The following is a 24,940-nucleotide window of genomic DNA, read 5'->3' as shown; positions in this document are numbered from 1 at the left end:
TAGGAGGAACAGTAATGAGAAAGACAAAAATCGTTTGTACAATCGGTCCAGCAAGTGAAAGCATTGAAAAGCTGACTGAATTGATTGAAGCAGGAATGAATGTAGCCAGACTAAACTTCTCTCATGGAGATTTTGAAGAGCATGGTGCACGTATTGAAAACATTCGCAAAGCAGGTAAAACTTTAGGCAAGGACATTGCGATCCTTCTTGATACAAAAGGTCCAGAGATCCGTACACGCACAGTTGAAAACGGCTCAATTGAGTTAGTTGCTGGTGCTGATCTTATCGTGAGTATGGAAGACATTGTGGGAAACACTGAAAAAATCAGTGTGACGTACGAAGATTTAATTCATGATGTAGAAGTGGGCTCAACCATCTTATTAGATGATGGTCTGATTGGTCTAGAAGTAAAAGAATTAAATAAGGACCGAAAAGAAATCGTCACAAAAGTGATGAATACAGGTACACTGAAAAACAAAAAAGGTGTCAACGTACCAGGTGTGAGTGTGAGCTTGCCGGGTATTACAGAAAAGGATGCCAATGATATTCTGTTTGGAATTGAACAAGGTGTCGATTTCATCGCAGCTTCTTTTGTGAGACGAGCTTCTGATGTTCTTGAAATTCGTGAGCTACTTGAAAAGAACAACGCAGCTGACATTCAAATCATTCCGAAGATTGAAAACCAAGAGGGCGTGGATAACATCGATGAAATCCTTGAGGTATCAGATGGACTAATGGTCGCGCGTGGAGATCTTGGTGTAGAGATTCCGGCAGAAGAAGTACCACTTGTTCAAAAAATGCTGATCAAAAAATGCAACCGTTTAGGCAAGCCTGTCATCACAGCAACTCAAATGCTGGATAGCATGCAGCGTAACCCGCGTCCAACACGTGCGGAAGCAAGTGACGTGGCAAATGCTATTTTTGACGGTACAGATGCGATCATGCTATCTGGTGAAACAGCAGCAGGAACATATCCAGTTGAAGCTGTGCAAACGATGCACAACATTGCCTCACGTTCGGAGGAAGCACTTAACTATAAAGCAATCCTTTCTCGCAGAAGCGAAGAAGTAGAGGTCAGTATTACAGATGCAATCGGTCAGTCTGTTGCGCACACTGCTATGAAGCTTGATGTGGCAGCGATTGTGACACCTACTGAGAGTGGTCATACAGCAAGAATGATTTCAAAATATAGACCTAAAGCACCAATCGTTGCAGTCACAGCAAACGAATCAGTAGCAAGAAAGCTATCTCTCGTATTCGGTGTATTTGCGAAGAGTGGATCAAATACGTCATCTACTGATGAAATGCTAGAGAATGCAGTAGAAAAATCTATTGAATCTGGCTATGTAAGACATGGCGACTTGATTGTCATTACAGCTGGTGTGCCGGTTGGGGAAGCTGGTACAACGAACTTAATGAAAGTGTATGTTGTCGGTGACATCATTGCGAAGGGTCAAGGAATTGGCCGTAAATCTGCATTTGGACCGGTTGTTATTGCACAAAGCGGAAAAGAAGCTGAGGAAAAAATGTACGATGGTGCGATACTTGTCGCAAACTGCACAGATCGTGATATGATGGGTGCTTTAGAAAAAGCGTCTGCCCTTATCACGGAAGAAGGCGGTTTAACAAGCCATGCAGCAGTCGTTGGGCTTAGTCTTGGAATTCCAGTCATTGTCGGTCTTGACAGTGCCACAACACTTCTAAAAGAAGGCGAAGAGATTACAGTAGATCCAGCACGCGGAGCGATCTACAAAGGCCGTGCAAGCGTCCTTTAAATCACACACGAGGGGAGTTATCTGACTCCTCTCTTTTTTTATGTTACACTAAAAAAAGTAAACAGCTTTCGATGAAAGAGACCCCATGAGGTGATATGGCTTGAAAAAATATTTTCTACTATTATTGATTCTGTTCCCGGCAGTGGAAATTAGTTTATTTCTAATCTCAAGTAACATCATTGGTATTTTACCAACGATGCTATTCATTGTGCTAACTAGCGCATTAGGTGCTTACTTTGCAAGAAAACAAGGAATAGAAGCATTTCAGAAAGTGCAGCGAGATTTACAGTATGGCAAAATGCCAGGGGCCACCATTGTCGATGGCTTCTGCATTCTGATCGGTGGTTTGCTGCTGCTCATACCTGGATTCCTTTCTGATCTGATTGGGGCTGTGCTGCTCATTCCCATGACAAGAAAACGGATCAAACCGCTCTTTGAGCGCTGGCTTAGAAACATGTCCAATCGCAAACGCTATACGATTATACGATAAAGAGACCTTCGCATCAGGTCTCTTTTACTTTTGCGCACCATACCGAATGTACTGATAAAGGTCTCTGAAAACCCCTGCATTACGAAACGCCTGCCAAACGACAAGAGAAGCGGGACCGAGTGCAAGTCCAAGAAAACCAAAGCATTTTAACCCGACAAACAGTGCCACAAGTGTTGCTAAAGGATTAAGACCGATTGATTTACTTAAGACTTTTGGCTCTGATATTTGTCTTTGAATGAGCACCACAATATACAAAATGCCCAGTCCAATGGCGAGTGAAAGATTTCCTGTCATCGCGGAGTAAATGATCCACGGAAGAAAAACCGTGCCACTCCCGATGTAAGGAAGTAAATCAACTAGACCAATACATAGAGCGATCACAATCGCATGCTCGACCTTTAAGATGAAAAGTCCAATCAGCACGATCCCAATGGTCATGGCAACAAGGAGAAGCTGGGCTTTCATAAAGCCAGAAATGGCTTTTTTGATTTCAGATAAAATGGCACGTGTATGAAGCATCCATTTGGCGGGAAAGATACGAGAACCATATTTTTTTAACGTAAACCAATCTTTTGTGATAAAAAAAGTCGCTAGTGCGGAAAATAAAAGCGTCGCTGCTGCATCAGGCAAAAGACCTAAAAAAGCTGGAATGAGTTCAAGAGTTTTTGAAAGGAAAGTCCCGATTTTTGCCGCTGCTTCGTCACCAAGTGCTTGGATTTGTCCTAAAATCGATTCCTTTTGACCTGCTTGAAGTGTATTAAATTGAGCAGTCAAATCATGATATAAAGGCAAAATCTGATCTGTGAAAAAACGTTCCACGATCCCAATCAGTTGATCAAGATGACCTGGCAGTACCTTTGCTAAATAAGCACTTCCTGAAATGATTTCCGCTACTAAAAGTGTCATGAATCCAGCTGCTGCCACTAAAAAGAGTAATAGCACAATGATGACAACAAAACCTCTTGGCATCCCGGTCATGTTTTCAATTTTGCATACGGCTGGATGAATCAAACACGACACGGCAAATGCAATCCAAAATGGATATAAAAACGGAAAAGACTGATATAAAAAAACAACCGCACAAACGGCGATGCTGAAAATCATCAAACTTCGCAAAAAAATGCCCACATAAGTGTGATTCACACAATCCCCTCCAAAAAACAAGCATGTCCGATACTTCATTTTATTCAAAAAGATTAGTAATATGAAAAGGTCACAATAAAAAGAAAGAAAGGAGCGGCGTATGTTTACTCAAGCAAATTTGTTTTTGGTTCTTTTACTCGTTATTGCACTTATTGCAAAAAACAATTCGTTAATTTTAGCGGTCTCTGTGCTGATTGCCATTAAGCTGATTGGCCTGGATCAAAAAATATTCCCGGTTCTGCAATCAAAAGGTATCAATTGGGGTGTGACGGTCATCACGATCGCTGTGCTTGTACCGATCGCAACAGGGGACATTGGATTTAAACAGCTTGGAGAAGCGATGAAATCTTCCTATGCTTGGATAGCTCTTGGAGCGGGTATATTAGTAGCATTAATTGCAAAAAACGGCATTGTGCTACTCGAAAACGATCCGCATATCACAGCAGCACTTGTATTCGGTACGATTTTGGCAGTCAGCTTATTCAAAGGTGTGGCTGTTGGCCCGCTGATTGGTGCTGGAATTGCCTATTTAGCGATGCAAGCAGTGAAATTTTTCAGCGGTTAAAAAGAGAGTGGCTCATGCCACTTTCTTTTGATTTTTTTCTGGCGTGAGCTTTTGCAAAAAAACATAATTAAATATATTAAAAGAAGCAAAATCCCTTTATTCCATGCCCGAACCGGAAGGCTGGAAAAAAAAATATCAAAAAAAATTATAGTTAAACATTTAACAAATGTCTGATTATTGTTTATAATGGGAATAGGCTTAATTTTGAACTCATTGATCAAATACGAGATATGAGGCTAAAAGCGCTCTAACCGTATAGGTAAATGTAAGCATTTTCTTTTCTAAACCTGCCAGCCTATTTTGGTTGGATAGCGCTTTCAAAAAGCGAGAATTTTGCAACGAAGGGGAATCTTTTTAAAAAGGGGAGATTGAACATGACAGCAACAAGAGGTCTTGAAGGTATCGTGGCAACAACTTCATCCGTAAGCTCAATTATTGATGATACTCTTACTTATGTAGGGTACAATATCGATGATTTAACTGAAAAAGCGACTTTCGAAGAAATTGTCTACCTGTTATGGCACTTAAAGCTGCCGAATGAGCAGGAGCTAAGCGAGTTAAAGCAGCAGCTCAATGAAAATGCTCATATTCCGCAAGAGATCATTGAGCACTTTAAATCTTATTCGCTGGATGGGGTTCATCCAATGTCTGCGATTCGTACAGCGGTATCCTTATTAGGTTTACTTGATGACGAATCAGAGATTATGGACAAAGAAGCGAATTACAGAAAAGCCATTCGCTTACAAGCGAAAATTTCTGGACTTGTCGCTGCATTCTCACGTATTCGAAAGGGACTTGAGCCTGTACAGCCAAAAGAAGAATACAGCTATGCTGCAAACTTCTTATATATGCTAAACGGCGAAGAGCCTTCACCAGTAGAAATTGAAGCGATTGATAAAGCGCTCATTCTACATGCGGATCACGAATTAAACGCATCGACATTTACAGCACGTGTATGTGTTGCTACACTATCAGATATCTACTCTGGTGTAACAGCGGCTATCGGCGCATTGAAAGGACCACTTCATGGCGGCGCGAATGAAGGCGTAATGAAGATGCTCTCAGAAATTGGCGAAGTTGAAAACGTAGATTCCTATATTCATGGTAAGCTAGAGAAGAAAGAGAAAATTATGGGCTTTGGCCACCGCGTTTACCGCCAGGGTGACCCGCGTGCAAAACATTTAAAAGAAATGAGCCAGCGCTTAACAAATCTCACGGGCGAGCCAAAATGGTATGAAATGTCTGTGCGCGCAGAGGAAATCGTGACATCAGAGAAAAATCTTCCACCAAATGTTGATTTTTATTCTGCTTCTGTCTATCACAGTCTTGGGATTGATCATGACTTGTTTACACCAATTTTCGTGATCAGCCGATTCTCTGGATGGATTGCTCACATTTTAGAGCAATATGACAACAACCGTCTGATCCGTCCAAGAGCTGACTATATTGGACCTGATCTTCAAACGTTTGTTCCGATCAGTGAAAGAGACTAATGTTTATAGAATAGCGGAGGCTGATCCATCTAAACCAATCAGCCTCCATATCAACAAAAAACGAATCACGTGAAAAACTTCTTGGCTTGCAGACATCAAGCTTGGAAGTTTCAAATATTCACTACATAACCTGGGAGGTAATATCATTGTCACAAGGCGAAAAAATTACAGTTACTGGCGGCGTATTGAATGTACCAAATAATCCAATTATCCCGTTTATCGAAGGGGACGGAATCGGTCCTGACATTTGGAAAGCAGCATCAAGAGTTCTTGAAGCAGCTGTAGAAAAAGCATATAAAGGTGAAAAGCAAATCACTTGGAAAGAAGTATATGCAGGTGAAAAAGCTTACAATAAAACTGGCGAGTGGCTTCCAGAGCAAACACTTGAAGACATTCGTGAATATTTAATCGCGATCAAAGGACCACTGACAACACCAATTGGCGGAGGAATCCGTTCATTGAACGTGGCACTAAGACAAGAGCTTGATTTATTCACATGCTTACGCCCAGTTCGCTGGTTCAAAGGTGTACCATCTCCTGTGAAACGTCCAGAAGACACAGACATGGTCATCTTCCGTGAAAACACTGAAGATATCTATGCAGGAATCGAGTATGCAAAAGGATCAGACGAAGTGAAGAAGTTAATCGACTTCTTGAAAAACGAATTAGGTGTGAATAAAATCCGTTTCCCAGAAACATCAGGTATCGGAATCAAACCAGTTTCTGAAGAAGGAACATCTCGTCTTGTCAGAGCAGCGATCCAATATGCGATTGACCAAGGCCGTAAATCTGTGACGCTTGTTCACAAAGGAAACATCATGAAATTTACAGAAGGAGCCTTCAAAAACTGGGGCTACGAAGTGGCTGAAAAAGAGTTTGGCGACAAAGTCTTTACATGGGCACAATATGATCGTATTGTAGAACAAGATGGAAAAGATGCGGCAAACAAAGCGCAAAGTGAAGCAGAAGCTGCTGGCAAAATCATTGTCAAAGACAGCATTGCAGATATTTTCCTTCAACAAATTTTAACTCGTCCAGCTGAGTTCGATGTTGTCGCAACAATGAACTTAAACGGAGACTACATCTCTGATGCACTTGCAGCACAAGTTGGTGGAATTGGTATCGCACCTGGTGCAAATATCAACTACGAAACAGGACACGCTATTTTTGAAGCGACTCACGGAACAGCACCGAAATATGCTGGTCTTGATAAAGTGAATCCATCTTCTGTTCTTCTATCAGGCGTGCTTTTACTTGAGCACCTTGGATGGCAAGAAGCTGCTGATCTAGTGATTCAATCTGTTGAAAAAACAATTGCATCTAAAGTCGTCACGTACGATTTTGCTAGATTAATGGATGGTGCAACAGAAGTGAAATGTTCTGAGTTTGCTGACGAGCTCATCAAAAACTTGTCTTGATTCTTAAACTTTAAAGTTAAAGGGGAAAAAGGAAATGGCAAACAAGCGTAAAAAAGTATCTGTCATCGGAGCAGGCTTTACTGGAGCAACTACAGCATTTCTAACAGCTCAAAAAGAATTAGCGGATGTCGTATTAGTGGATATCCCTCAGCTTGAGAACCCGACAAAAGGGAAAGCACTTGACATGCTGGAAGCAAGCCCTGTTCAAGGCTTCGATGCGAATATTACAGGAACTTCTAACTACGAAGATACAGCCGGTTCTGATGTCGTGGTCATTACGGCAGGAATTGCAAGAAAGCCGGGAATGAGCCGTGACGACCTCGTGTCAACAAATGAAAAAATCATGCGCAGTGTGACACGTGAAATCGTTAAATATTCTCCAGAAGCGATCATTGTTGTGTTAACAAACCCTGTTGATGCAATGACATATGCAGTTTATAAAGAATCAGGATTACCAAAAGAAAAAGTCATCGGACAATCAGGAATTCTTGATACAGCACGTTTCCGTACGTTCGTTGCTCAAGAATTAAACCTATCTGTGAAAGATGTGACGGGCTTTGTTCTTGGCGGACATGGGGACGACATGGTTCCTCTTGTACGTTACTCTTATGCAGGCGGTATCCCGCTGGAAACATTAATTCCTAAAGATCGAATTGATGCAATTGTTGAAAGAACAAGAAAAGGCGGCGGTGAAATCGTCAACCTATTAGGTAACGGTAGTGCGTATTATGCACCTGCTGCTTCACTCGTTGAAATGGTTGAGGCGATCTTAAAAGATCAACGCCGCGTCATGCCGACGATTGCATACCTTGAAGGTGAATATGGCTACGAAGGCATTTACCTTGGAGTTCCAACAATCGTAGGTGGAAACGGCCTTGAGCAGATCATCGAGCTTGAGCTGACAGAAGAAGAAAGAAGTCAGCTTGACCGTTCTGTTGAATCTGTAAAGAACGTCATGAAAGTATTGTCTTAATAAGAATAAAAAAGAAGGCTTCTCGTATGAGGAGTCTTCTTTTTGTTTACAAAGCCAATCTTGTCGAAATTTTAAATTGTTCTCTTGTTAAGCTTTCGTTAAAATGAAAGAGAAAGCATGACTTCTCGCTTTTCACATAAGATACAAAAAACCGGATGCAGGGGAAATCACTAATTGGAGGCACAACATGAATAAAAAAATATTAGTTGTGGATGATGAAGAATCAATTGTAACACTTCTAAGCTATAACCTTGAAAGGGCGGGCTACGATGTCGTCACAGCAAGAGACGGAGAAGAAGCGCTTGAAAAAGCAGCAAGTGAACAGCCTGATCTGATCGTGCTTGATTTAATGCTTCCGAAAATGGACGGCATTGAAGTGTGCAAACAACTGAGAATTCAAAAAATGATGTTCCCTATTTTAATGCTGACAGCAAAGGACGATGAATTTGATAAGGTGCTCGGTCTTGAACTTGGAGCCGATGATTACATGACAAAACCTTTCAGTCCTAGAGAAGTGGGTGCTCGGGTAAAAGCCATTTTGAGAAGAGCACAGCAATCTCAGCCGGCTCCCGTGCAAGAAGAGAAGGAAGAGATCATTGCAGACCAAATCAAAATTGGAGACCTGCGCATTTTACCTGAACATTACGAAGTCTATTTCCAAGAAGAACGTCTAGAGCTCACGCCAAAGGAATTTGAACTGCTTCTTTATTTGGCTAAGCATAAAGGCCGTGTCCTTACGCGTGATCTATTGTTAAGTGCGGTTTGGAATTATGACTTTGCAGGTGATACTCGTATTGTGGATGTGCATATCAGCCACTTGCGGGACAAAATTGAAAAGAACACGAAAAAACCAACATATATTAAAACCATTCGAGGCTTAGGCTACAAATTGGAGGAGCCAAAGCCAAATGAGTAAAGTGAGAACCCGCCTTTTTTCTGGGCTCATTTTTCTCCTGTTTATTGTGTTTGTTGCGCTTGGTCTTTTCTTGGATCATATGTTTCATATTTTCTATGAAACAAAATTAACCGAACGAATGGAAAAGGAATCGAGTTTTCTCCTTTCTTCTATGAATGTTGAAGATTTGAATGCGGAGCAAAACAAGAAGATTCTCAATCAAGCAAAGCAGCATCTCGATATGAATGCGTCGATTGTGGACGTGAAGGGGAATATCATACATACAACGGGTCAAGCAGAACAAAGGGCTGTCATTTTAAACACACTGAAAAGTGAGCAGCTCCAAACAAAAGGAACGTTCATTGAGGATGAGAAGGATGCGCTGTTTCATTATGCAGTCCCAATGATGAAACAAAACGAACCGGCGGGATATTTATTTCTTCATGCTTCATTCCAGCCTTTGAATGAGATTGATGGTCAGCTCTGGCTTGCATTAGCCTTTTGTCTTGGTTCGGCTATCATTATCATCGTCTTTTTTGGCTATCGCATGTCGATGAAGTATGTAAAGCCGATTGATTATGCCACAAAGGTGGCCAAACAGCTTGAACGAGGGAACTATGATACAAATAACTATGAAGAGCTGATCATTGAAACAAGTGAACTCAATACATCAATGAAGCGTCTGGCAGAAAGTCTTCAAGACATGACAAGCGCTGGCGAAATGCAGCGAGATCGTCTGCAAACAGTCATTGAAAACATTGGAGCGGGGATCATTTTGATTGATAAAATGGGCTATATCCACTTAGTCAATCGAACATTCCGCAAGCAATTCAAAGTGCAAAAACATATTTACATGCACAAGCTGTATCATGAAGCCTTTACCCATGAAGAGATTATTGAGTTAATAGACGAAATTTTCATGACAGAAACCAAGGTCCGAAAGTTTTTACGTCTCGCTGTTGACATCGAGCGCCGTTATTTCCAAGTCGATGGTGTCCCGATCTTAAGTACAGACGATGAATGGAAAGGAATTGTTCTTGTCTTTCATGATGTGACAGAAACAAAGCAGCTAGAACAGATGCGAAAAGACTTTGTCGCTAACGTGTCACATGAATTAAAGACACCGATCACGTCAATTAAAGGCTTTTCTGAAACACTTCTGGATGGTGCCATTGACGACAAAGAAGCGCTGACACAATTTTTGTCCATCATCCTAAAAGAGAGTATTCGTTTAGAAACGCTCATCCAAGACTTACTTGATCTCTCGAAAATTGAACAGCAGCATTTTAAGCTGAATATTCAAGAAGCCAATGCGACAGAAATCATTCAAGAGATTGAAGTGCTGCTAAAACAAAAGGCTGCTGAAAAAGGCATTGACCTACAAGTGCGTGTCCCGAAAGAGCCGGTCTATGTCATGGCAGATCCGCTGAGATTAAAACAAATTTTCCTCAACCTGATCAATAATGCCCTCACCTATACACCAGAGGGGGGAAGTGTCACGATCACAGCAAGACAGAGGAAAGACAGCTATGAATTTGATGTAGCAGATACAGGGATCGGTATGAAAAAGAGTGAGATTCCAAGAATATTCGAGAGGTTTTATCGAATTGATAAAGATAGAAGTAGAAACTCAGGCGGTACAGGGCTTGGTCTTGCCATTGTCAAACACCTTGTCGAAGCACATGAAGGAACGATTTCTGTTCATAGCAAACAAGGCAAAGGGACGACGTTTACCGTGAGTTTAAAGTCAAAATAGAGAAGAATGGAAAGTGGCGTTAAAATTTACATGATCTTTACAATGAATTCATGTTTTGTTAATCAATCATTGGTAGGATGAATAGGAACCCCTTCATCCAAGGAGCCAATTTTGGAAGGACGAAAACACTTGTTGTTTTCGTCCCTTTTTTATGCAGGCTCGTCTATTTTCTTTTCAAAATAAACTTTGATAAAATGAACATACAATGTGCGAAAGAGACGGCTGAGCCGGCTCAGTCGATGGAGGATTAAAAGATGACAGATCAAAAGAAATTAGTACTTGTGGATGGAAACAGTCTCGCTTATCGAGCCTTTTTTGCTTTGCCGCTATTATCCAATGATAAAGGCGTACATACAAATGCCATTTATGGCTTTGCGATGATCTTAATGAAGATGCTGGAAGACGAGAAGCCGACTCATATGCTCGTAGCATTTGATGCGGGTAAAACCACCTTCCGTCACGAGACCTTTAAGGAATATAAAGGCGGAAGACAAAAAACTCCGCCAGAACTATCAGAACAAATGCCGTTCATCCGTGAGCTATTAGATGCTTATCAAGTGAAAAGGTACGAGCTTCCGCAATACGAGGCGGATGACATTATCGGCACACTGGCTGTAGAGGCAGAAAAGGACGGCTTTGAGGTCAAAATCTTCTCAGGAGATAAAGACTTAACGCAGCTTTCAACAGACCATACAACAGTAGCCATTACGAAAAAAGGCATCACAGAAGTAGAATATTACACACCGGCCCATATTGAAGAGAAATACGGCCTCAGACCAGATCAAATCATCGACATGAAAGGGCTGATGGGAGACTCATCAGACAATATCCCTGGCGTGCCTGGTGTCGGTGAAAAAACAGCGATCAAATTACTAAAGCAGTTTGAAACGGTTGAAAATCTGCTTGATCATATTGACGAAGTCAGCGGGAAAAAGCTAAAAGAAAAGCTTGAAGAATATAAAGAACAAGCGGTGATGAGTAAAAAGCTGGCGACGATTCTCGTAGAAGCACCAATAGATGTGTCAAGCAAAGAGCTCGCCTATGAAGGTCCTCACATGGAGCAGGTCATCTCGCTTTATAAAGAACTGGGCTTTCAAACGCTGCTAGAGCGTTTAGGAGAAGCGCCAGAATCAGATGAACCAGTAGAAATAGACGAACTAGACGTGAAGAAAATGACAGATGTCACGGAGGACATGCTGACAGATCACGCTGCACTTGTGGTAGAACAGCTAGGAGACAATTATCACGAAGCCGATTTGATAGGGTTTGCGATCCATAATGAGAACGGTGCATTTTTTATGACAAAAGAAGATGCTCTGCAATCTGAAGCGTTTAAACAATGGGTACAGGATGAAACGAAGAAGAAATGGGTCTTTGATTCCAAAAGAGCGGTTGTTGCGCTCAGATGGCATGATGTTGATCTTAAAGGTGTCGATAACGATGTCCTGCTCGCTTCCTATGTGGTCAATCCGCAGAAATCCTATGAGGACGTTGCAAGTGTGGCGAAGGAATATGGCCTGAACATAGCCCTTTCCGATGAAAAAGTTTACGGAAAAGGAGCGAAACAGGCGATTCCACCTGAAGAAGAGCTAAAAGACCATCTTGGAAGAAAAGCAGCAGCGATCTCTGCGCTGCATGATTTGACCCTTGAAGCGTTAGAAAAGAATGATCAGCATGAGCTGTATGAAGATTTAGAGTTGCCACTTGCCCTCATCTTAGGTGAAATGGAATCTCTTGGGGTAAAAGTGGATGTTGAACGTCTTCAGAAAATGGGTGAAGAACTCACGAAGAAGCTGAAGGAATATGAAGAAACCATTCATCGGTTAGCAGGAGAAACATTTAACATCAATTCACCGAAGCAACTTGGTGTGATTTTATTTGAAAAATTAGGACTGCCGGTTATCAAAAAGACCAAAACAGGCTACTCTACGTCTGCGGATGTCCTTGAAAAGCTTGAAGATAAGCACGAAATTATTCGGTCCATTCTGCATTACCGTCAAATAGGAAAGCTGCAATCCACTTATGTGGAAGGCTTAATGAAAGTGACGCGCAAAGATACGCATAAAGTGCACACAAGATTTAATCAGGCACTTACACAAACAGGAAGACTAAGCTCAACAGACCCAAACCTTCAAAACATCCCGATTCGTTTAGAAGAAGGCCGAAAAATTCGTCAAGCGTTCGTTCCGTCAAAAGAAGGCTGGGTCATGTTTGCAGCTGACTATTCTCAAATTGAGCTGCGTGTACTTGCGCACATTTCTCAAGATGAGAACTTGATTGAAGCCTTTACGCAAGATATGGATATTCACACGAAAACAGCCATGGATGTGTTCCATGTCTCAGAAGAAGAAGTGACTTCCTCTATGAGAAGACAAGCCAAAGCTGTCAACTTCGGAATCGTATATGGAATTAGTGATTATGGACTGTCTCAAAACCTTGGGATTACAAGAAAAGAAGCAGCGGCCTTCATTGAACGTTATTTAACAAGCTTTAAAGGCGTGAAAACCTATATGGAGGACATCGTGCAGGAAGCAAAACAAAAAGGATATGTGACCACTCTTCTTAAACGCAGACGATATATCCCAGATATCACAAGCCGTAATTTTAATGTGAAAAGCTTTGCGGAAAGAACGGCAATGAACACACCGATCCAAGGCAGTGCTGCCGATATCATCAAAAAAGCGATGATTGATATGGCACGAAAGTTAAAAGAAGAGAATCTGCAGGCAAATCTGTTATTGCAAGTGCACGATGAACTGATCTTTGAAGCGCCAAAAGAAGAAATCGCCATATTAGAAAAAATCGTCCCTGAAGTCATGGAAAACGCACTTCAGCTCGATGTGCCGCTAAAAGTCGATTTCGCTTCAGGTCCATCTTGGTACGACGCAAAATAAAGAGAGAGAAAAAGGAGCGAGGAGCATGCCGGAATTACCAGAGGTTGAGACCGTCCGGCGCACTCTTCAGCGGTTAGTCAAAGGAAAAACGATTGAAACGGTCGATATCAAATGGCCAAATATCATCAAACGTCCTGGGGAACCGGAAGAGTTCGCTAGAAGGATGGTAGGAGAAACCATTCAAACCATTGAAAGAAGAGGGAAGTTTCTACTCTTTCATTTAGACCACTATGTGATGGTCTCCCATTTAAGAATGGAAGGGAAATACCGTGTACATGAAACTGGTGAGCCTTATGATAAACATGTACACGTCGTCTTTACGTTCACAGATGGTACCGAACTTCGGTACCATGATGTCCGTAAATTTGGGACGATGCATCTATTTCAGCCAGGCGAAGAAGAAAAAGAACTTCCGCTATCACAGCTGGGATATGAACCTTTTTCAGACTCATTTACTCCAGACTATTTATGGGAGCAATTAAAGAAAACCTCCCGCGTGGTCAAAACGGCTTTACTTGATCAAAAAATCGTGGTTGGCCTTGGTAATATTTATGTAGATGAAGTGCTGTTTAAATCAGGTATTCATCCAGAAACAAAAGCGAATCAGCTAAGTCTTGCATCTTGCAAGGTGCTCCACAAACATATTATTGACACGCTTCAAGTGGCTGTTGATGCAGGAGGCAGCACCATTCGCTCCTACATCAATTCACAAGGTGATATTGGGACTTTTCAATTACAGCTTCTTGTATATGACCGGCGGGGAGAACCTTGTCAGACGTGCGGCAGTATCATAGAGAAAACAGTGGTGGGAGGGCGCGGCACTCATTTTTGTGTGACCTGCCAAAAACGCCCTTCATAAAGGTAAGCCGTCAGCATGCTTCCTTTTTGCCATGCATACGATAAAAAACATTCTTTTTTCAGCAAGGTGTAGACTGACACACAGCCCACCTGCTCTTCATATAGTGAAGAAGAGTCTAAGGACGCCTAGAGACTCTTGATCATCGTTGCATGAACAGAAAGGAAGAGTACAGGTATGATTTCGTTTTCGCTTCTGTTTTTAGCTATTGCCGTCAGCATTGACAGCTTTTCTGTAGGTTTTACGTATGGTCTTCGCAAGATGAGGATTCCATTTAAAGCCATCGTTATTATTGCTTGCTGTTCAGGAATTGTGTTGCTCATTTCCATGCTGATTGGCAGCCTGCTCACGACATTCCTCCCTGTCTCAGTGACAGATAAACTGGGTGGAGGCATCTTAATTGCCATCGGACTTTGGGTTCTGTATCAATTTTATAAACCAGCGAAAGAGCGTGATTTGCTCCTTCATGAAAAAACACTTCTCAATGTAGAAGTGCAGTCTCTTGGGCTTGTCATTCATATTTTGCGAAAGCCTACAAGTGCAGATATTGACCGCTCTGGCACCATTAATGGAATGGAAGCGGTGCTTCTTGGAATTGCTTTATCCATCGATGCATTTGGTGCAGGGATTGGTGCTGCGATTCTTGGTTTTTCTCCAATTGTCATGAGCATCACGGTCGCTGTGATGAGTTCTCTTTTTGTATGCATCGGACTGCGTGCAGGTCATTATTTGGCCAATTGGCGCTGGATCGATAAACTCGCATGCTTACCAGGGCTGTTGCTCATTTTAATTGGGGTGTGGAAGCTGTAAAGGAGGAAACGAATTGACGCTCGTCATTGGATTAACAGGCGGGATTGCTAGCGGAAAAAGCACAGTCTCGCAGATGATAAAAGAGAAAGGCATTCGGGTGGTGGATGCTGATGTCATTGCAAAAGAAGCGGTTTCTAAAGGATCGGCTGCCCTTCATCAAATCGTTCAAACTTTTGGTGAAGAGGTTCTTCTGCCAAATGGTGAACTGAACCGGCAGCAGCTTGGTGCGATCATTTTTTCTGATGAAGAGAAAAGAAAACAGCTCAATGCCATCGTTCATCCTGAAGTCAGAAAGGAAATGCTCGAGCAGCGTGATGAAGGGGTGAGCAACAATGAAACATTTGTTGTGCTTGATATCCCGCTCCTATTCGAGAGCAAGCTGGAAGGGCTAGTCGACCGCATCATCGTTGTGTACACGACGCCTGAATTGCAGCTGTCGCGGCTCATGAATCGAAACGACCTGAGCGAGGAAGAAGCACTGAATCGCATTCACTCCCAGCAGCCTCTTGAGGAAAAATGCCAAAAAGCAGACCGCGTGATAGAAAACACAAAAGATCTTGCTTTTATTAGAAAGCAATTAGAGAACATATTAAACGAATGGGAACATACAGATAAGTAAGAGTACATACAGTACTCTTCTTTTTTTATGCTTTTTTCGTCAATTTCATTGCAAAGAACAGCCCTTTTTTGAAAATATACGTTTATATACTGGCAATTACATTCTAATGTGATATACTAATTTCATAAATAAATTTATTGAGTATAACACATAATAGAGGAGTGACCTGTTCATGAAGGTAAAAGCAGCGATCAATGGGTTTGGCAGAATTGGACGCATGGTCTTCAGAAAAGCAATGCTTGATGATCAAATTCAAATTGTAGCGGTGAACGCAAGCTATCCTGCCGAAACGCTAGCACATTTAATTAAATATGACACAAATCATGGACGTTACGAATGCGATGTGACAGCAGAAGATGACGCGTTGATTGTCAATGGCAAAAGAGTGCTTTTGCTCAATAATAGAGACCCAAAGCAGCTTCCATGGGGAGAGCTTGGGATTGATATCGTGATCGAAGCAACAGGGAAATTTAATTCAAAAGATCAAGCGATGGGCCATATAGATGCCGGAGCGAAAAAGGTCGTACTTACAGCTCCAGGTAAAAATGAAGACGTTACAATTGTAATGGGTGTCAATGAGGATGATCTTGATCCTGAAAAGCACGTCGTTATTTCAAACGCATCTTGTACAACAAACTGTTTAGCGCCAGTTGTCAAATTGTTAGATGATGAATTTGGCATCGACAACGGCTTAATGACAACGGTTCATGCTTATACAAATGATCAAAAAAATATCGACAACCCCCACAAGGATTTGCGCCGGGCAAGAGCATGTGCCCAGTCCATCATTCCAACGACGACGGGTGCCGCTAAAGCGCTTTCTTTAGTGCTGCCGCACATGAAAGGGAAATTACATGGACTTGCACTTCGAGTGCCAGTTTCTAATGTATCGATGGTTGATCTTGTGGTCGACTTGAAAAAAGATGTTACAGCAGAAGAGGTAAATGCTGCCTTTGCAACGGCTTCAAAAACATCTCTTGCTGGCATATTAGACTACACAGATGAACCACTTGTCTCCACAGACTTTAACACAAACCCTTATTCTGCTGTCGTTGATGGACTTACAACGATGGTGATGGAAGGCAGAAAAGTAAAAGTTCTTGCATGGTATGACAATGAATGGGGCTATTCTTGCAGAGTGGTTGATCTTGTAAAGTTTGTTGGTTCCCAGATGAAAGAGCTTTCAGCTGTTTGAAATGAAGAAGACTGAACGTCCCTTTTCAAGAAATGAGAGAAAATCCCACTAAAAACACAGCTTGCAAAATGGGTCTAAACAAAGTATACTATTTTTCGTGAACTTCTTGTTCGCAGACTCATTCGGGTATACTTAAAGGGTTAGGACCTCTTTGGACTAACTTTCCCCCGTGGTATATGTCCGGTCCGGCTGCTTAGAACTTCACTCTTTCATTCTTGTTTAAGGGGGGTCCATGATGGAAACAATCGGACGTCACGTTATCTCCGAGTTATGGGGATGCGACTGTGATAAACTGAACGACATGGATTTTATTGAAAAAACGTTTGTAAATGCAGCTTTGAAATCAGGAGCTGAAGTAAGAGAGGTTGCTTTTCACAAATTTGCACCTCAAGGAGTAAGTGGAGTTGTCATTATTTCTGAATCTCATCTGACAATTCACAGCTTTCCTGAACATGGTTATGCGAGCATAGATGTTTATACTTGCGGCGATCTAGATCCGAATATTGCAGCAGATCATATCGGAGATGAACTAGGTGCTGAAACAAGAGAAAACATCGAAATTCCTCGAGGCATGGGACCTGTACAAGTGAAACAGGCGCAAGCCAAAGCACTGTAAACATAAAAAAGATTGCAATGGGAGCTGGCCAAAAGCATTAAATGCCTTTGTGTTATGCTCCTTTTTATATTTGTTCCATACACGACATCCAGCATGATCCAACCTGTCTATACTTTTGTTCTAGGAAAACAAAGGTTTTTTTTATAAAATAAAGAAGAGGGTTTATGTCAAAGGGGATACGTGTATGACTTTAGGACAAAAGCTCAAACGATTCATTTCAAATCATACAGAAACATCTGACCATCATCCAGTGTCAGAGCTGAAAAGCCATTACTACAAATCGACACAAACTCAAGCTTCCCAAACGGTAGAAGCCGTTCTTTCAAGAAACGATTCCTATCAAGTGACATCTGTTTCAGCAGAACGAGGTGAAATCAACGCAAACATACGAACGCCGAAAAAAGCTTTTCTCGTGGCGACTGTCATTTCAATTCGTCCTTTTGAAACAGCTGTCGATTTTAATGTGACAACAGAAACAGCACTGCCAACAGACTTTGGCTACAGTCAAAAGGCTGTTTTGTCCCTCTATAAAGAACTAGACAAACAACTTCCAAGAAGAGATCGGAGCTGATGAAATGAAATGTCCCACATGTCAGCACCTTGGCACAAGGGTGCTTGATTCAAGACCAGTAGATGAAGGGAAGTCCATCCGTCGGAGAAGAGAGTGTGAAAGCTGTCAATATCGCTTCACGACGTTTGAAAAATTAGAAGAATTGCCATTGATTGTGGTGAAAAAAGAAGGAATTCGAGAAGAATTCAGCCGGGAAAAGATGCTGAGAGGCCTCATCAAAGCGTGTGAAAAACGTCCTGTCGCTTTAAAACAGCTCGAGGATGTCTGCTTTAACATCGAGAAGGAATTGCGTAACCAAGGCATGTCAGAGGTGAAAAGCGAGCTTGTTGGGGAAATGGTGATGGACGAGCTGGCGAAAATTGATGAAGTGTCTTACGTCAGGTTTGCCTCGGTTTACCGTCAGTTTAAAGATATCAATGTATTTATTGATGAATTAAAAGATTTATTAAAGAAAGAACGCTAAAAAAGAGCTGAAGATTCTTCATGCTCTTTTTCCTGCGTAAAGCGTAAAACGCAAAAAGAGTGTACAATGAAGACAACCGTATTAAGGGAGGATCAGCATATGACAGAGCATTGGAAGGAAGTGCTAGCCGTCGATCCGTATGTCGTCAAAAGCGCTTCATTGCTCGGTGACATCGATAGACAGCTTATTACTCTTTTATATCAGCCGCTTATTGGCATGTCCGCTTTCAGTTTATACATGACGCTGTGGGGAGAGCTGGAACAAAATCGAATGTGGGGGAAACCCGCACCTCACCGTCAGCTGATGGTGATGCTGCAAACGAATTTAAATGATATTTTTGAGGAGCGCTTAAAGCTTGAAGCGATCGGATTACTCCGCACATATGAACAGGAAACGGAAGAAGGCAGACTGTTTACATATGAGCTCGTGCCGCCGCTGAGACCGGATGAATTTTTCCAAGACGGTATGCTGAATGTCCTTTTGTATCATCGGGTAGAGAAAGCAAAATATATGCAGCTTCGTGATTATTTTTCTTATCCAGGAGTTCCTGCTGATGCAAAGAACATCTCCCGATCGTTTGAAGAAGTGTTTCACGTCTTGCAGCCAGGAGAGCGCAAGATGACAGAGGAAATCAATCAGGCGTCATCGCTTGACGAGGGTTACGAATATGTGACAGTTGGCTCAAGTCAGCCTGCACCGCTTTCAGATGAATCTTTTGATTTTGATCTATTGTTAGCAGGCATGTCGGACATGATGATTCCAAGAAAAGCTTTGACAAAGCAAGTGAAAGAGACAATTAAGAAGTTAGCGGTCGTCTATGGCATCACCCCGCTGCAAATGCAAAATATTGTCGCAGGTGCCTGTGGTTCAGATCAGATGATATCAACTGAGGATCTGCGAAAAGCAGCGAGAGACTGGTATCAAATTGAATACAGAGGCGAACAGCCGAAGCTGATTGATCAAAAACAGCCAAGACATTTACGTCACAATGTCACGCAGAATTCAGGTGCAGATGCACCTGATGCGAAATTGATTGAAAAGCTTGATCATATTTCGCCTAGAGAGCTTCTAAAAGATATGGCAGATGGCATTGAGCCGACGTATGCAGACTTAAGAATTGTTGAAGATATTATGCTTGAGCAGCAGCTAGAGCCTGGGGTCATGAATGTCCTGATCTACTATACACTGCTAAAAACCGATATGAAACTGTCCAAAACATATATGCAGAAAATCGCCGCCCACTGGGTGCGAAAGAAAATTAAAACCGTGGCAGCTGCTATGAAAATTGCCAAAGAAGAGAATAGGCAAATGACAGAATGGGCGCAGCAAAAAAATAAACGTCAATCATATGGATCAGGAAAAGTGATCCGCGAGGAGAAACTGCCTGACTGGATGAAGGAAGCTGAAACGAAAGAACAGCCAAAAGAACAGACAGATAACTTGTCTACAGAGGACCTCGAACGAGAAAAAGAAAAATTGTTAGATCAGTTTAATAATATGAAAAAGTACAATGCACATTAATGTGAGGTGAGATGGAGATGAAACCGATCGGTCGTTCATTTGATCAGCTAAAAGGGCGGGTAGATTTTCGCGTGAGATACAATCAGATTAAAGAAAGTGTCCTAGCTGATGAAGATGTAAAAGCTTTTTTAAAGGAGCATCAAGAGGACATCCAAGAAGACATGATCAATCGCAGCTTGAACAGGCTCTTTGAATATGTACAACAATCAAAGGGCTGTTCTTACTGCTTAGAGGAAGAGAATGTAAATGTCATTTTAGACGGGTATCACCCGAAGCTTGTGATCAAAGGTCAGAGCATTGATATTGAATATTCCCCTTGTCCTGTCAAACTGCGGCTTGATAGACAGAAAAAACAGCAAGAACTTATGAAAAGTATGTATATTCCACAGAATGTTCTTCAAGCGACGTTTGCTGATTTAAATGTGGTTGGAAGACAAGAAGTCATTCAAAAAGTAGGTCAATTCCTGCAAAGTTATGATGAAACAGGTAAGGGAAAAGGCCTCTATTTACATGGAAAGTTTGGGGTCGGAAAAACATTTATTCTGGCAGCAATTGCGCAGCAGCTAGCGGTAAAAGAGTATCCATCTCTCCTTGTATACGTGCCTGAATTTGTGAGAGAGTTAAAGAATTCGTTAGCTGATCATACACTCGAAGAGAAGCTGAATATGGTCAAATCAACACCAATTTTAATGCTTGATGATATTGGAGCAGAGTCGATGACAAGCTGGGTACGAGATGAACTTTTAGGAACAATCTTGCAATACCGCATGGCAGAGCAGCTGCCGACTTTTTTCTCTTCTAATTTCTCACCGAATGAGTTAAAGCATCACTTTACGTACTCACAGCGCGGGGAAAAAGAAGAGGTGAAGGCAGCTCGATTAATGGAACGTATTCTCTACCTAGCTGAACCAGTTCTGCTTGAAGGAGAAAATCGCCGTCATTTATAAAAAGATAGGTCACGTGAAGGGGAGCGGATGAAATGAATAAAAGAAAATGGCTGCTTTTCCTCGTGATTGGGGTTCTAGCTGCTGTGCTATGGTGGCTCAACAAACAGCATCTTCAACTGTCGCCGAAAGATGTGAAGAATTGGATTCTTCAATTTGGGATGTTGGCTCCCTTTGTCTTTCTTTTCTTATCACTTTTTCGTCCATTTGTGCTTGTCCCTCTCACCGTCTTTTCGCTAGCAGCAGGTTTGGCATTCGGCAGTGTCCTTGGGACCATTTATGCCTTAGCTGGCGCGACAGCAGGTGCAACAGGATCTTTCCTGCTTGCCTCAACCTTCCGTTCAAACAAGCAGGAAACCGAATCAAGCAATCGGAAGCTAAAAGCGGTGACGTCCCGTATTCAAGAGCATGGATTTCTTTATATCCTCTTATTACGCATTGCGCCCATTCACTTTGATTTTGTCAGTTATGCCGCAGCAGCTTCACGTGCGAATTATCGTGCATTTACGGCAGCGACTTTTTTAGGATTAATACCTGGTACTGTGGCGTTAAATGTCCTTGGATCAAGCTTTGTGAGCGGAAATTATGCCGCCTTAGCGATTGTTTGTTTGATTTATTTGATCTTTATCTCAGTGCCACTGATTTTAAAAAGAAAGATGCCTGATTTATTTTAGGCGTCTATTTTTTATGTTCTCCCCATATATATGTAACAGATGTCGTTAGGGGGGACAAACATGCTTGAAATAATCTTTGAAGATGAATATGATACCGCCGCTTTTTTACATCTTGCTGAACACTTGGACAGTCGGCATCACATTTCGATTCAACAAGGGAAAGACCGGCTTCTCATAGAAGCGAAGAAATCAGGAGAAGCCATAGAGCACATTGTGCGGACATTACTGATTCACTTTTTTTTGGAATGCAAAGAAAATGAACGCATGCGTAGCATCCTTGAAAACACATACTTATTTAAAGATCCAGAAGAGCAGCACCAAATTCTTTCGATCGCCCATAGCATCATGAAAGGGGATCTAGATGATATTCCTGGAATTCATCAAGACCCACCGAGGGAGGATCTGTTAAAAAAAGAGCTTGAGACGATTTCTTTACAGAAAGGTGTTTTTTCCATTGGTTCATTTATGACATTTAGGCTCTCAGCGTATGACAGAAGGCTGAAGAACTATGTTGAAGTATCCATCGAAGAATATAAAATGGAACAAGAATATCAAAACTTTATTCAATCCCTTCGAGACTATGTGATGTCAAGAGAACCTAAGCTTGAAAAAGTACATGTTGTGCATCAGGACCGCCTGATGATTTGGGAATTTCGGTACGCTTCTGAGCGTGATCAAAAACAATACATAGACAGACAGTTTGTAAGAGAGCATCCAATGTATATTGATTCGCAGTTGATTGCACCGCTTGTATCCATTGCGCCACAAAAGATTGACCTATTTACAGATGATACAGGTCACTCGATGGTGCAAACCATTCAAAATATTTTTCAAGAAAGAGTTGAGGTATTCCCGCCTCATTCGTTTCAGGAACAGCATGTTCAATTTGTTCCTAGTCATTTGGAAAAGAAAAGTGAAAAGCTTTCTTGATTTTCACGAAAAAACGTTTTATAATACGGTGTAACTTCATACAGAGACCGTATTGATAAGGACATGAACAAATGAACACCCGCTTAAAGAGAGGGAAGCCGTGGCTGAAAGCTTCCTAGCAGAGGACCATTTGCTTTACCACCTTTGAACATCAGCTGTGAACTGTTTAGTAATAGCTGACGGGAATTCCCGTTATTGAACCACAAGCCGTATTTGCTTTTGACAAAGCAAGCTGCAAATACGGGAAAAAGGGTGGAACCACGATTCCGTTTATTCAACCTCGTCCCTTTCCAGGGGGCGGGGTTTTTATATTGCCAAAAAAAGGAGTGACTAGAGATGTCAGAACAAATTCAACTTACATTTCCAGATGGAGCAGTCAAGGAGTTTGACAAAACAGCTACAACAGAAGACATCGCGGCATCAATTAGCCCAGGCCTAAAGAAAAAAGCGCTTGCCGGTAAATTGAACGGCAAAGAAATAGATCTGCGTACGCCGCTGTTAGAAAGTGGAACAATCGAGATCATCACAGATAAGAGTGAAGAAGCGCTCGATATTATGCGACACAGCACAGCGCATTTGCTTGCACAGGCAATCAAACGCATTTATGGAAAAGAGCATCACGTCCAGTTTGGCGTAGGCCCTGTCATCGAAAATGGCTTTTACTATGATGTCGATATCGATGTAGCGATTACACCTGAAGATTTACCAAAGATTGAAAAAGAAATGAAAAAAATCATTAACAGCAATTTGCCGATTGAGCGCATTGAAGTTTCTAGAGAAGAAGCGAAAGCACGCTTTGAAGCAATTGGTGATGAATTGAAGCTAGAGCTGTTAGAAGCAATCCCAGAAGGCGAAGCCGTCACAATTTATGAGCAAGGTGAATTCTTCGATCTATGCCGTGGTATTCACTTGCCGTCTACAGGGAAAATCAAAGAATTCAAGCTGTTAAGCCTTGCAGGTGCTTACTGGAGAGGCGACAGTAACAACCAAATGCTTCAGCGTATTTACGGAACAGCTTTCTTCAGCAAAGAAGAATTAAACGAGCATTTACGTCTGCTTGAAGAAGCAAAAGAGCGTGATCACCGTAAACTAGGCAAAGAATTGAAACTGTTTGCGAACTCTCAAAAGGTGGGCCAAGGTCTTCCGCTCTGGCTGCCAAAAGGGGCCACAATTCGCCGCGTCATTGAGCGTTATATTGTTGATAAAGAAGTACGCCTTGGTTATGAGCATGTGTATACACCCGTTCTTGCGAGTGTAGAATTGTATAAAACATCAGGCCACTGGGCGCATTATCAAGAAGACATGTTCCCTGTGATGGAAATGGACAATGAAGATCTTGTTCTCCGTCCAATGAACTGTCCGCACCATATGATGATTTACAAAAATGAACCGCATAGCTATCGTGAACTACCAATTCGGATTGCAGAGCTTGGTACAATGCACCGTTATGAAATGTCAGGTGCTTTATCCGGCCTTCAACGTGTTCGCGGGATGACATTAAACGATGCCCATATCTTTGTTCGTCCAGATCAAATCAAAGACGAATTCATTCGTACAGTTCGCCTAATTGAAGAAGTGTATCAAGACTTCGGCTTAAATGATTATACGTTCCGCTTATCTTACCGTGATCCAGAAGATACTGAGAAGTATTTTGACGATGATGCAATGTGGAATAAAGCACAGTCTATGCTGAAAGATGCAATGGACGAGCTTGGACATGACTACTATGAAGCAGAAGGCGAAGCGGCATTTTATGGTCCGAAGCTTGACGTCCAAGTAAAGACAGCTCTCGGAAAAGAAGAGACTTTGTCTACTGTACAGCTAGACTTCTTACTTCCAGAGCGTTTCGATCTCACATATATCGGAGAAGATGGAAAACACCATCGTCCAGTTGTCATTCATAGAGGAGTTGTGTCCACAATGGAACGCTTCGTTGCCTTCTTAATTGAAGAATACAAAGGAGCTCTTCCAACATGGCTGGCACCTGTACAATTCCAAGTCATCCCGGTTTCACCATCTGTCCATCTAGATTACGCGAAAAAAGTGCAAGAACGTTTGCAGCTTGAAGGACTGCGTGTAGAACTAGACAGTCGTGATGAAAAAATAGGATACAAAATTAGAGAAGCGCAAATGCAAAAGATTCCGTACATGCTGGTTGTCGGTGATCAAGAAGCAGAAAATGGCGCGGTCAATGTAAGAAAATATGGGGAACAAGATTCAGAAACAATGGACCTCGAAGCTTTTGTGAAACATGCAGTCGCAGAAGCAAAAAAATAATGAAGGCGAACGAAACAGTCAGTGATCTCATCTATTGAGGTTGCTGGCTTTTTTCTTATGGA

The 24,940-nt window shown here is 41.9% G+C and carries 22 protein-coding genes and 1 other annotated feature; of the genes, 21 read left to right on the top strand and 1 reads right to left on the bottom strand.

What is annotated here, in order from left to right; genetic code table 11:
- Positions 1-14 precede the first annotated feature (14 nt).
- Both pyk and M2353_RS13515 read left to right on the top strand, forming a co-directional pair.
- Entirely contained in the window at positions 15-1,775 is a 1,761-nt protein-coding gene (gene pyk / locus M2353_RS13520; protein ID WP_284725572.1) for a pyruvate kinase, read from the top strand.
- 100 nt (positions 1,776-1,875) lie between these two features.
- Complete coding sequence (locus tag M2353_RS13515) at positions 1,876-2,265, top strand: FxsA family protein (protein WP_061419875.1); 390 nt, start codon at positions 1,876-1,878, stop codon at positions 2,263-2,265.
- A 24-nt stretch (positions 2,266-2,289) separates the two neighbouring features.
- Here the strand turns inward: M2353_RS13515 and ytvI are convergent, their stop codons facing one another.
- Complete coding sequence (gene ytvI, locus M2353_RS13510; protein WP_135009389.1) at positions 2,290-3,408, bottom strand: sporulation integral membrane protein YtvI; 1,119 nt, start codon at positions 3,406-3,408, stop codon at positions 2,290-2,292.
- Between the two features lie 100 nt (positions 3,409-3,508).
- Between ytvI and M2353_RS13505 the strand changes: the two genes are divergently transcribed.
- The 19 genes from M2353_RS13505 to thrS all read left to right on the top strand — a co-directional run bounded on the left by M2353_RS13505 (position 3,509) and on the right by thrS (position 24,878).
- On the top strand, positions 3,509-3,973 hold the full coding sequence (locus tag M2353_RS13505; RefSeq protein ID WP_007501699.1) for a DUF441 domain-containing protein: 465 nt from the start codon (positions 3,509-3,511) through the stop codon (positions 3,971-3,973).
- A 374-nt stretch (positions 3,974-4,347) separates the two neighbouring features.
- Positions 4,348-5,466 (top strand): citrate synthase, encoded by a 1,119-nt coding sequence (gene citZ / locus M2353_RS13500; protein WP_008346063.1) that lies wholly within the window; start codon positions 4,348-4,350, stop codon positions 5,464-5,466.
- Positions 5,467-5,612: 146 nt separating this feature from the next.
- The gene (icd, locus tag M2353_RS13495) at positions 5,613-6,884 is read left to right on the top strand and encodes an NADP-dependent isocitrate dehydrogenase (protein WP_024424789.1); all 1,272 of its coding nucleotides are present in this window, start codon (positions 5,613-5,615) and stop codon (positions 6,882-6,884) included.
- Positions 6,885-6,918: 34 nt separating this feature from the next.
- Entirely contained in the window at positions 6,919-7,857 is a 939-nt protein-coding gene (gene mdh / locus M2353_RS13490; RefSeq protein ID WP_034320949.1) for a malate dehydrogenase, read from the top strand.
- A gap of 187 nt (positions 7,858-8,044) precedes the next feature.
- Positions 8,045-8,773 carry a response regulator transcription factor gene (locus tag M2353_RS13485; RefSeq protein WP_007501691.1) on the top strand — a complete coding sequence of 243 codons (729 nt, stop codon included), beginning with the start codon at positions 8,045-8,047 and terminating at the stop codon, positions 8,771-8,773.
- Positions 8,766-10,508 (top strand): two-component system histidine kinase PnpS, encoded by a 1,743-nt coding sequence (gene pnpS, locus M2353_RS13480; protein WP_017358268.1) that lies wholly within the window; start codon positions 8,766-8,768, stop codon positions 10,506-10,508. The genes M2353_RS13485 and pnpS overlap by 8 nt, the downstream gene beginning before the upstream one ends.
- 254 nt (positions 10,509-10,762) lie before the next feature.
- Complete coding sequence (polA, locus tag M2353_RS13475) at positions 10,763-13,402, top strand: DNA polymerase I (RefSeq protein WP_284725571.1); 2,640 nt, start codon at positions 10,763-10,765, stop codon at positions 13,400-13,402.
- A 25-nt stretch (positions 13,403-13,427) separates the two neighbouring features.
- Positions 13,428-14,261: a DNA-formamidopyrimidine glycosylase gene (gene mutM, locus M2353_RS13470; protein ID WP_007501686.1), complete on the top strand. Its 834-nt coding sequence runs from the start codon at positions 13,428-13,430 to the stop codon at positions 14,259-14,261.
- Positions 14,262-14,435: 174 nt separating this feature from the next.
- Positions 14,436-15,068 carry a sporulation membrane protein YtaF gene (ytaF, locus tag M2353_RS13465; RefSeq protein WP_007501684.1) on the top strand — a complete coding sequence of 211 codons (633 nt, stop codon included), beginning with the start codon at positions 14,436-14,438 and terminating at the stop codon, positions 15,066-15,068.
- A gap of 13 nt (positions 15,069-15,081) precedes the next feature.
- The gene (coaE, locus tag M2353_RS13460; RefSeq protein ID WP_110487342.1) at positions 15,082-15,687 is read left to right on the top strand and encodes a dephospho-CoA kinase; all 606 of its coding nucleotides are present in this window, start codon (positions 15,082-15,084) and stop codon (positions 15,685-15,687) included.
- A 172-nt stretch (positions 15,688-15,859) separates the two neighbouring features.
- Positions 15,860-16,882, top strand: a complete 1,023-nt coding sequence (locus M2353_RS13455; protein ID WP_008346043.1) for a glyceraldehyde-3-phosphate dehydrogenase — start codon at positions 15,860-15,862, stop codon at positions 16,880-16,882.
- A 235-nt stretch (positions 16,883-17,117) separates the two neighbouring features.
- Positions 17,118-17,498 carry an adenosylmethionine decarboxylase gene (speD, locus tag M2353_RS13450; protein ID WP_003216492.1) on the top strand — a complete coding sequence of 127 codons (381 nt, stop codon included), beginning with the start codon at positions 17,118-17,120 and terminating at the stop codon, positions 17,496-17,498.
- A gap of 184 nt (positions 17,499-17,682) precedes the next feature.
- On the top strand, positions 17,683-18,069 hold the full coding sequence (locus tag M2353_RS13445) for a cytosolic protein (RefSeq protein WP_284725570.1): 387 nt from the start codon (positions 17,683-17,685) through the stop codon (positions 18,067-18,069).
- A 4-nt stretch (positions 18,070-18,073) separates the two neighbouring features.
- Complete coding sequence (gene nrdR / locus M2353_RS13440) at positions 18,074-18,532, top strand: transcriptional regulator NrdR (RefSeq protein ID WP_003216720.1); 459 nt, start codon at positions 18,074-18,076, stop codon at positions 18,530-18,532.
- Between the two features lie 99 nt (positions 18,533-18,631).
- Entirely contained in the window at positions 18,632-20,053 is a 1,422-nt protein-coding gene (gene dnaB / locus M2353_RS13435) for a replicative helicase loading/DNA remodeling protein DnaB (RefSeq protein ID WP_017367826.1), read from the top strand.
- Between the two features lie 17 nt (positions 20,054-20,070).
- Positions 20,071-21,000 carry a primosomal protein DnaI gene (gene dnaI, locus M2353_RS13430; RefSeq protein WP_008346034.1) on the top strand — a complete coding sequence of 310 codons (930 nt, stop codon included), beginning with the start codon at positions 20,071-20,073 and terminating at the stop codon, positions 20,998-21,000.
- A gap of 32 nt (positions 21,001-21,032) precedes the next feature.
- Positions 21,033-21,671, top strand: coding sequence for a TVP38/TMEM64 family protein (locus tag M2353_RS13425; protein ID WP_284725569.1), 639 nt, complete (start codon positions 21,033-21,035; stop codon positions 21,669-21,671).
- A gap of 60 nt (positions 21,672-21,731) precedes the next feature.
- Positions 21,732-22,601, top strand: coding sequence for a putative sporulation protein YtxC (ytxC, locus tag M2353_RS13420; protein WP_008346029.1), 870 nt, complete (start codon positions 21,732-21,734; stop codon positions 22,599-22,601).
- A gap of 43 nt (positions 22,602-22,644) precedes the next feature.
- Positions 22,645-22,892 (top strand) — a binding site (T-box leader).
- 45 nt (positions 22,893-22,937) lie between these two features.
- Complete coding sequence (gene thrS / locus M2353_RS13415; protein ID WP_007501674.1) at positions 22,938-24,878, top strand: threonine--tRNA ligase; 1,941 nt, start codon at positions 22,938-22,940, stop codon at positions 24,876-24,878.
- Positions 24,879-24,940 lie beyond the last annotated feature (62 nt).

Origin of the sequence: Bacillus aerius (assembly GCF_029894105.1) — a bacterium.
GTDB classification, from domain to species: domain Bacteria; phylum Bacillota; class Bacilli; order Bacillales; family Bacillaceae; genus Bacillus; species Bacillus altitudinis.
Note: the sequence above shows the minus strand (reverse complement) of the source record. Positions and strands in the feature narration are given on the sequence as shown.

Excerpts from the sequence above, each read along its gene's own strand:
- pyk (WP_284725572.1), top strand. The coding sequence starts at position 15 with ATGAGAAAGACAAAAATCGTTTGTACAATCGGTCCAGCAAGTGAAAGC.
- M2353_RS13505 (WP_007501699.1), top strand. The coding sequence starts at position 3,509 with ATGTTTACTCAAGCAAATTTGTTTTTGGTTCTTTTACTCGTTATTGCA.
- citZ (WP_008346063.1), top strand. The coding sequence starts at position 4,348 with ATGACAGCAACAAGAGGTCTTGAAGGTATCGTGGCAACAACTTCATCC.
- mdh (WP_034320949.1), top strand. The coding sequence starts at position 6,919 with ATGGCAAACAAGCGTAAAAAAGTATCTGTCATCGGAGCAGGCTTTACT.
- M2353_RS13485 (WP_007501691.1), top strand. The coding sequence starts at position 8,045 with ATGAATAAAAAAATATTAGTTGTGGATGATGAAGAATCAATTGTAACA.
- pnpS (WP_017358268.1), top strand. The coding sequence starts at position 8,766 with ATGAGTAAAGTGAGAACCCGCCTTTTTTCTGGGCTCATTTTTCTCCTG.
- polA (WP_284725571.1), top strand. The coding sequence starts at position 10,763 with ATGACAGATCAAAAGAAATTAGTACTTGTGGATGGAAACAGTCTCGCT.
- mutM (WP_007501686.1), top strand. The coding sequence starts at position 13,428 with ATGCCGGAATTACCAGAGGTTGAGACCGTCCGGCGCACTCTTCAGCGG.
- ytaF (WP_007501684.1), top strand. The coding sequence starts at position 14,436 with ATGATTTCGTTTTCGCTTCTGTTTTTAGCTATTGCCGTCAGCATTGAC.
- M2353_RS13455 (WP_008346043.1), top strand. The coding sequence starts at position 15,860 with ATGAAGGTAAAAGCAGCGATCAATGGGTTTGGCAGAATTGGACGCATG.
- speD (WP_003216492.1), top strand. The coding sequence starts at position 17,118 with ATGGAAACAATCGGACGTCACGTTATCTCCGAGTTATGGGGATGCGAC.
- M2353_RS13445 (WP_284725570.1), top strand. The coding sequence starts at position 17,683 with ATGACTTTAGGACAAAAGCTCAAACGATTCATTTCAAATCATACAGAA.
- nrdR (WP_003216720.1), top strand. The coding sequence starts at position 18,074 with ATGAAATGTCCCACATGTCAGCACCTTGGCACAAGGGTGCTTGATTCA.
- dnaB (WP_017367826.1), top strand. The coding sequence starts at position 18,632 with ATGACAGAGCATTGGAAGGAAGTGCTAGCCGTCGATCCGTATGTCGTC.
- dnaI (WP_008346034.1), top strand. The coding sequence starts at position 20,071 with ATGAAACCGATCGGTCGTTCATTTGATCAGCTAAAAGGGCGGGTAGAT.
- M2353_RS13425 (WP_284725569.1), top strand. The coding sequence starts at position 21,033 with ATGAATAAAAGAAAATGGCTGCTTTTCCTCGTGATTGGGGTTCTAGCT.
- ytxC (WP_008346029.1), top strand. The coding sequence starts at position 21,732 with ATGCTTGAAATAATCTTTGAAGATGAATATGATACCGCCGCTTTTTTA.
- thrS (WP_007501674.1), top strand. The coding sequence starts at position 22,938 with ATGTCAGAACAAATTCAACTTACATTTCCAGATGGAGCAGTCAAGGAG.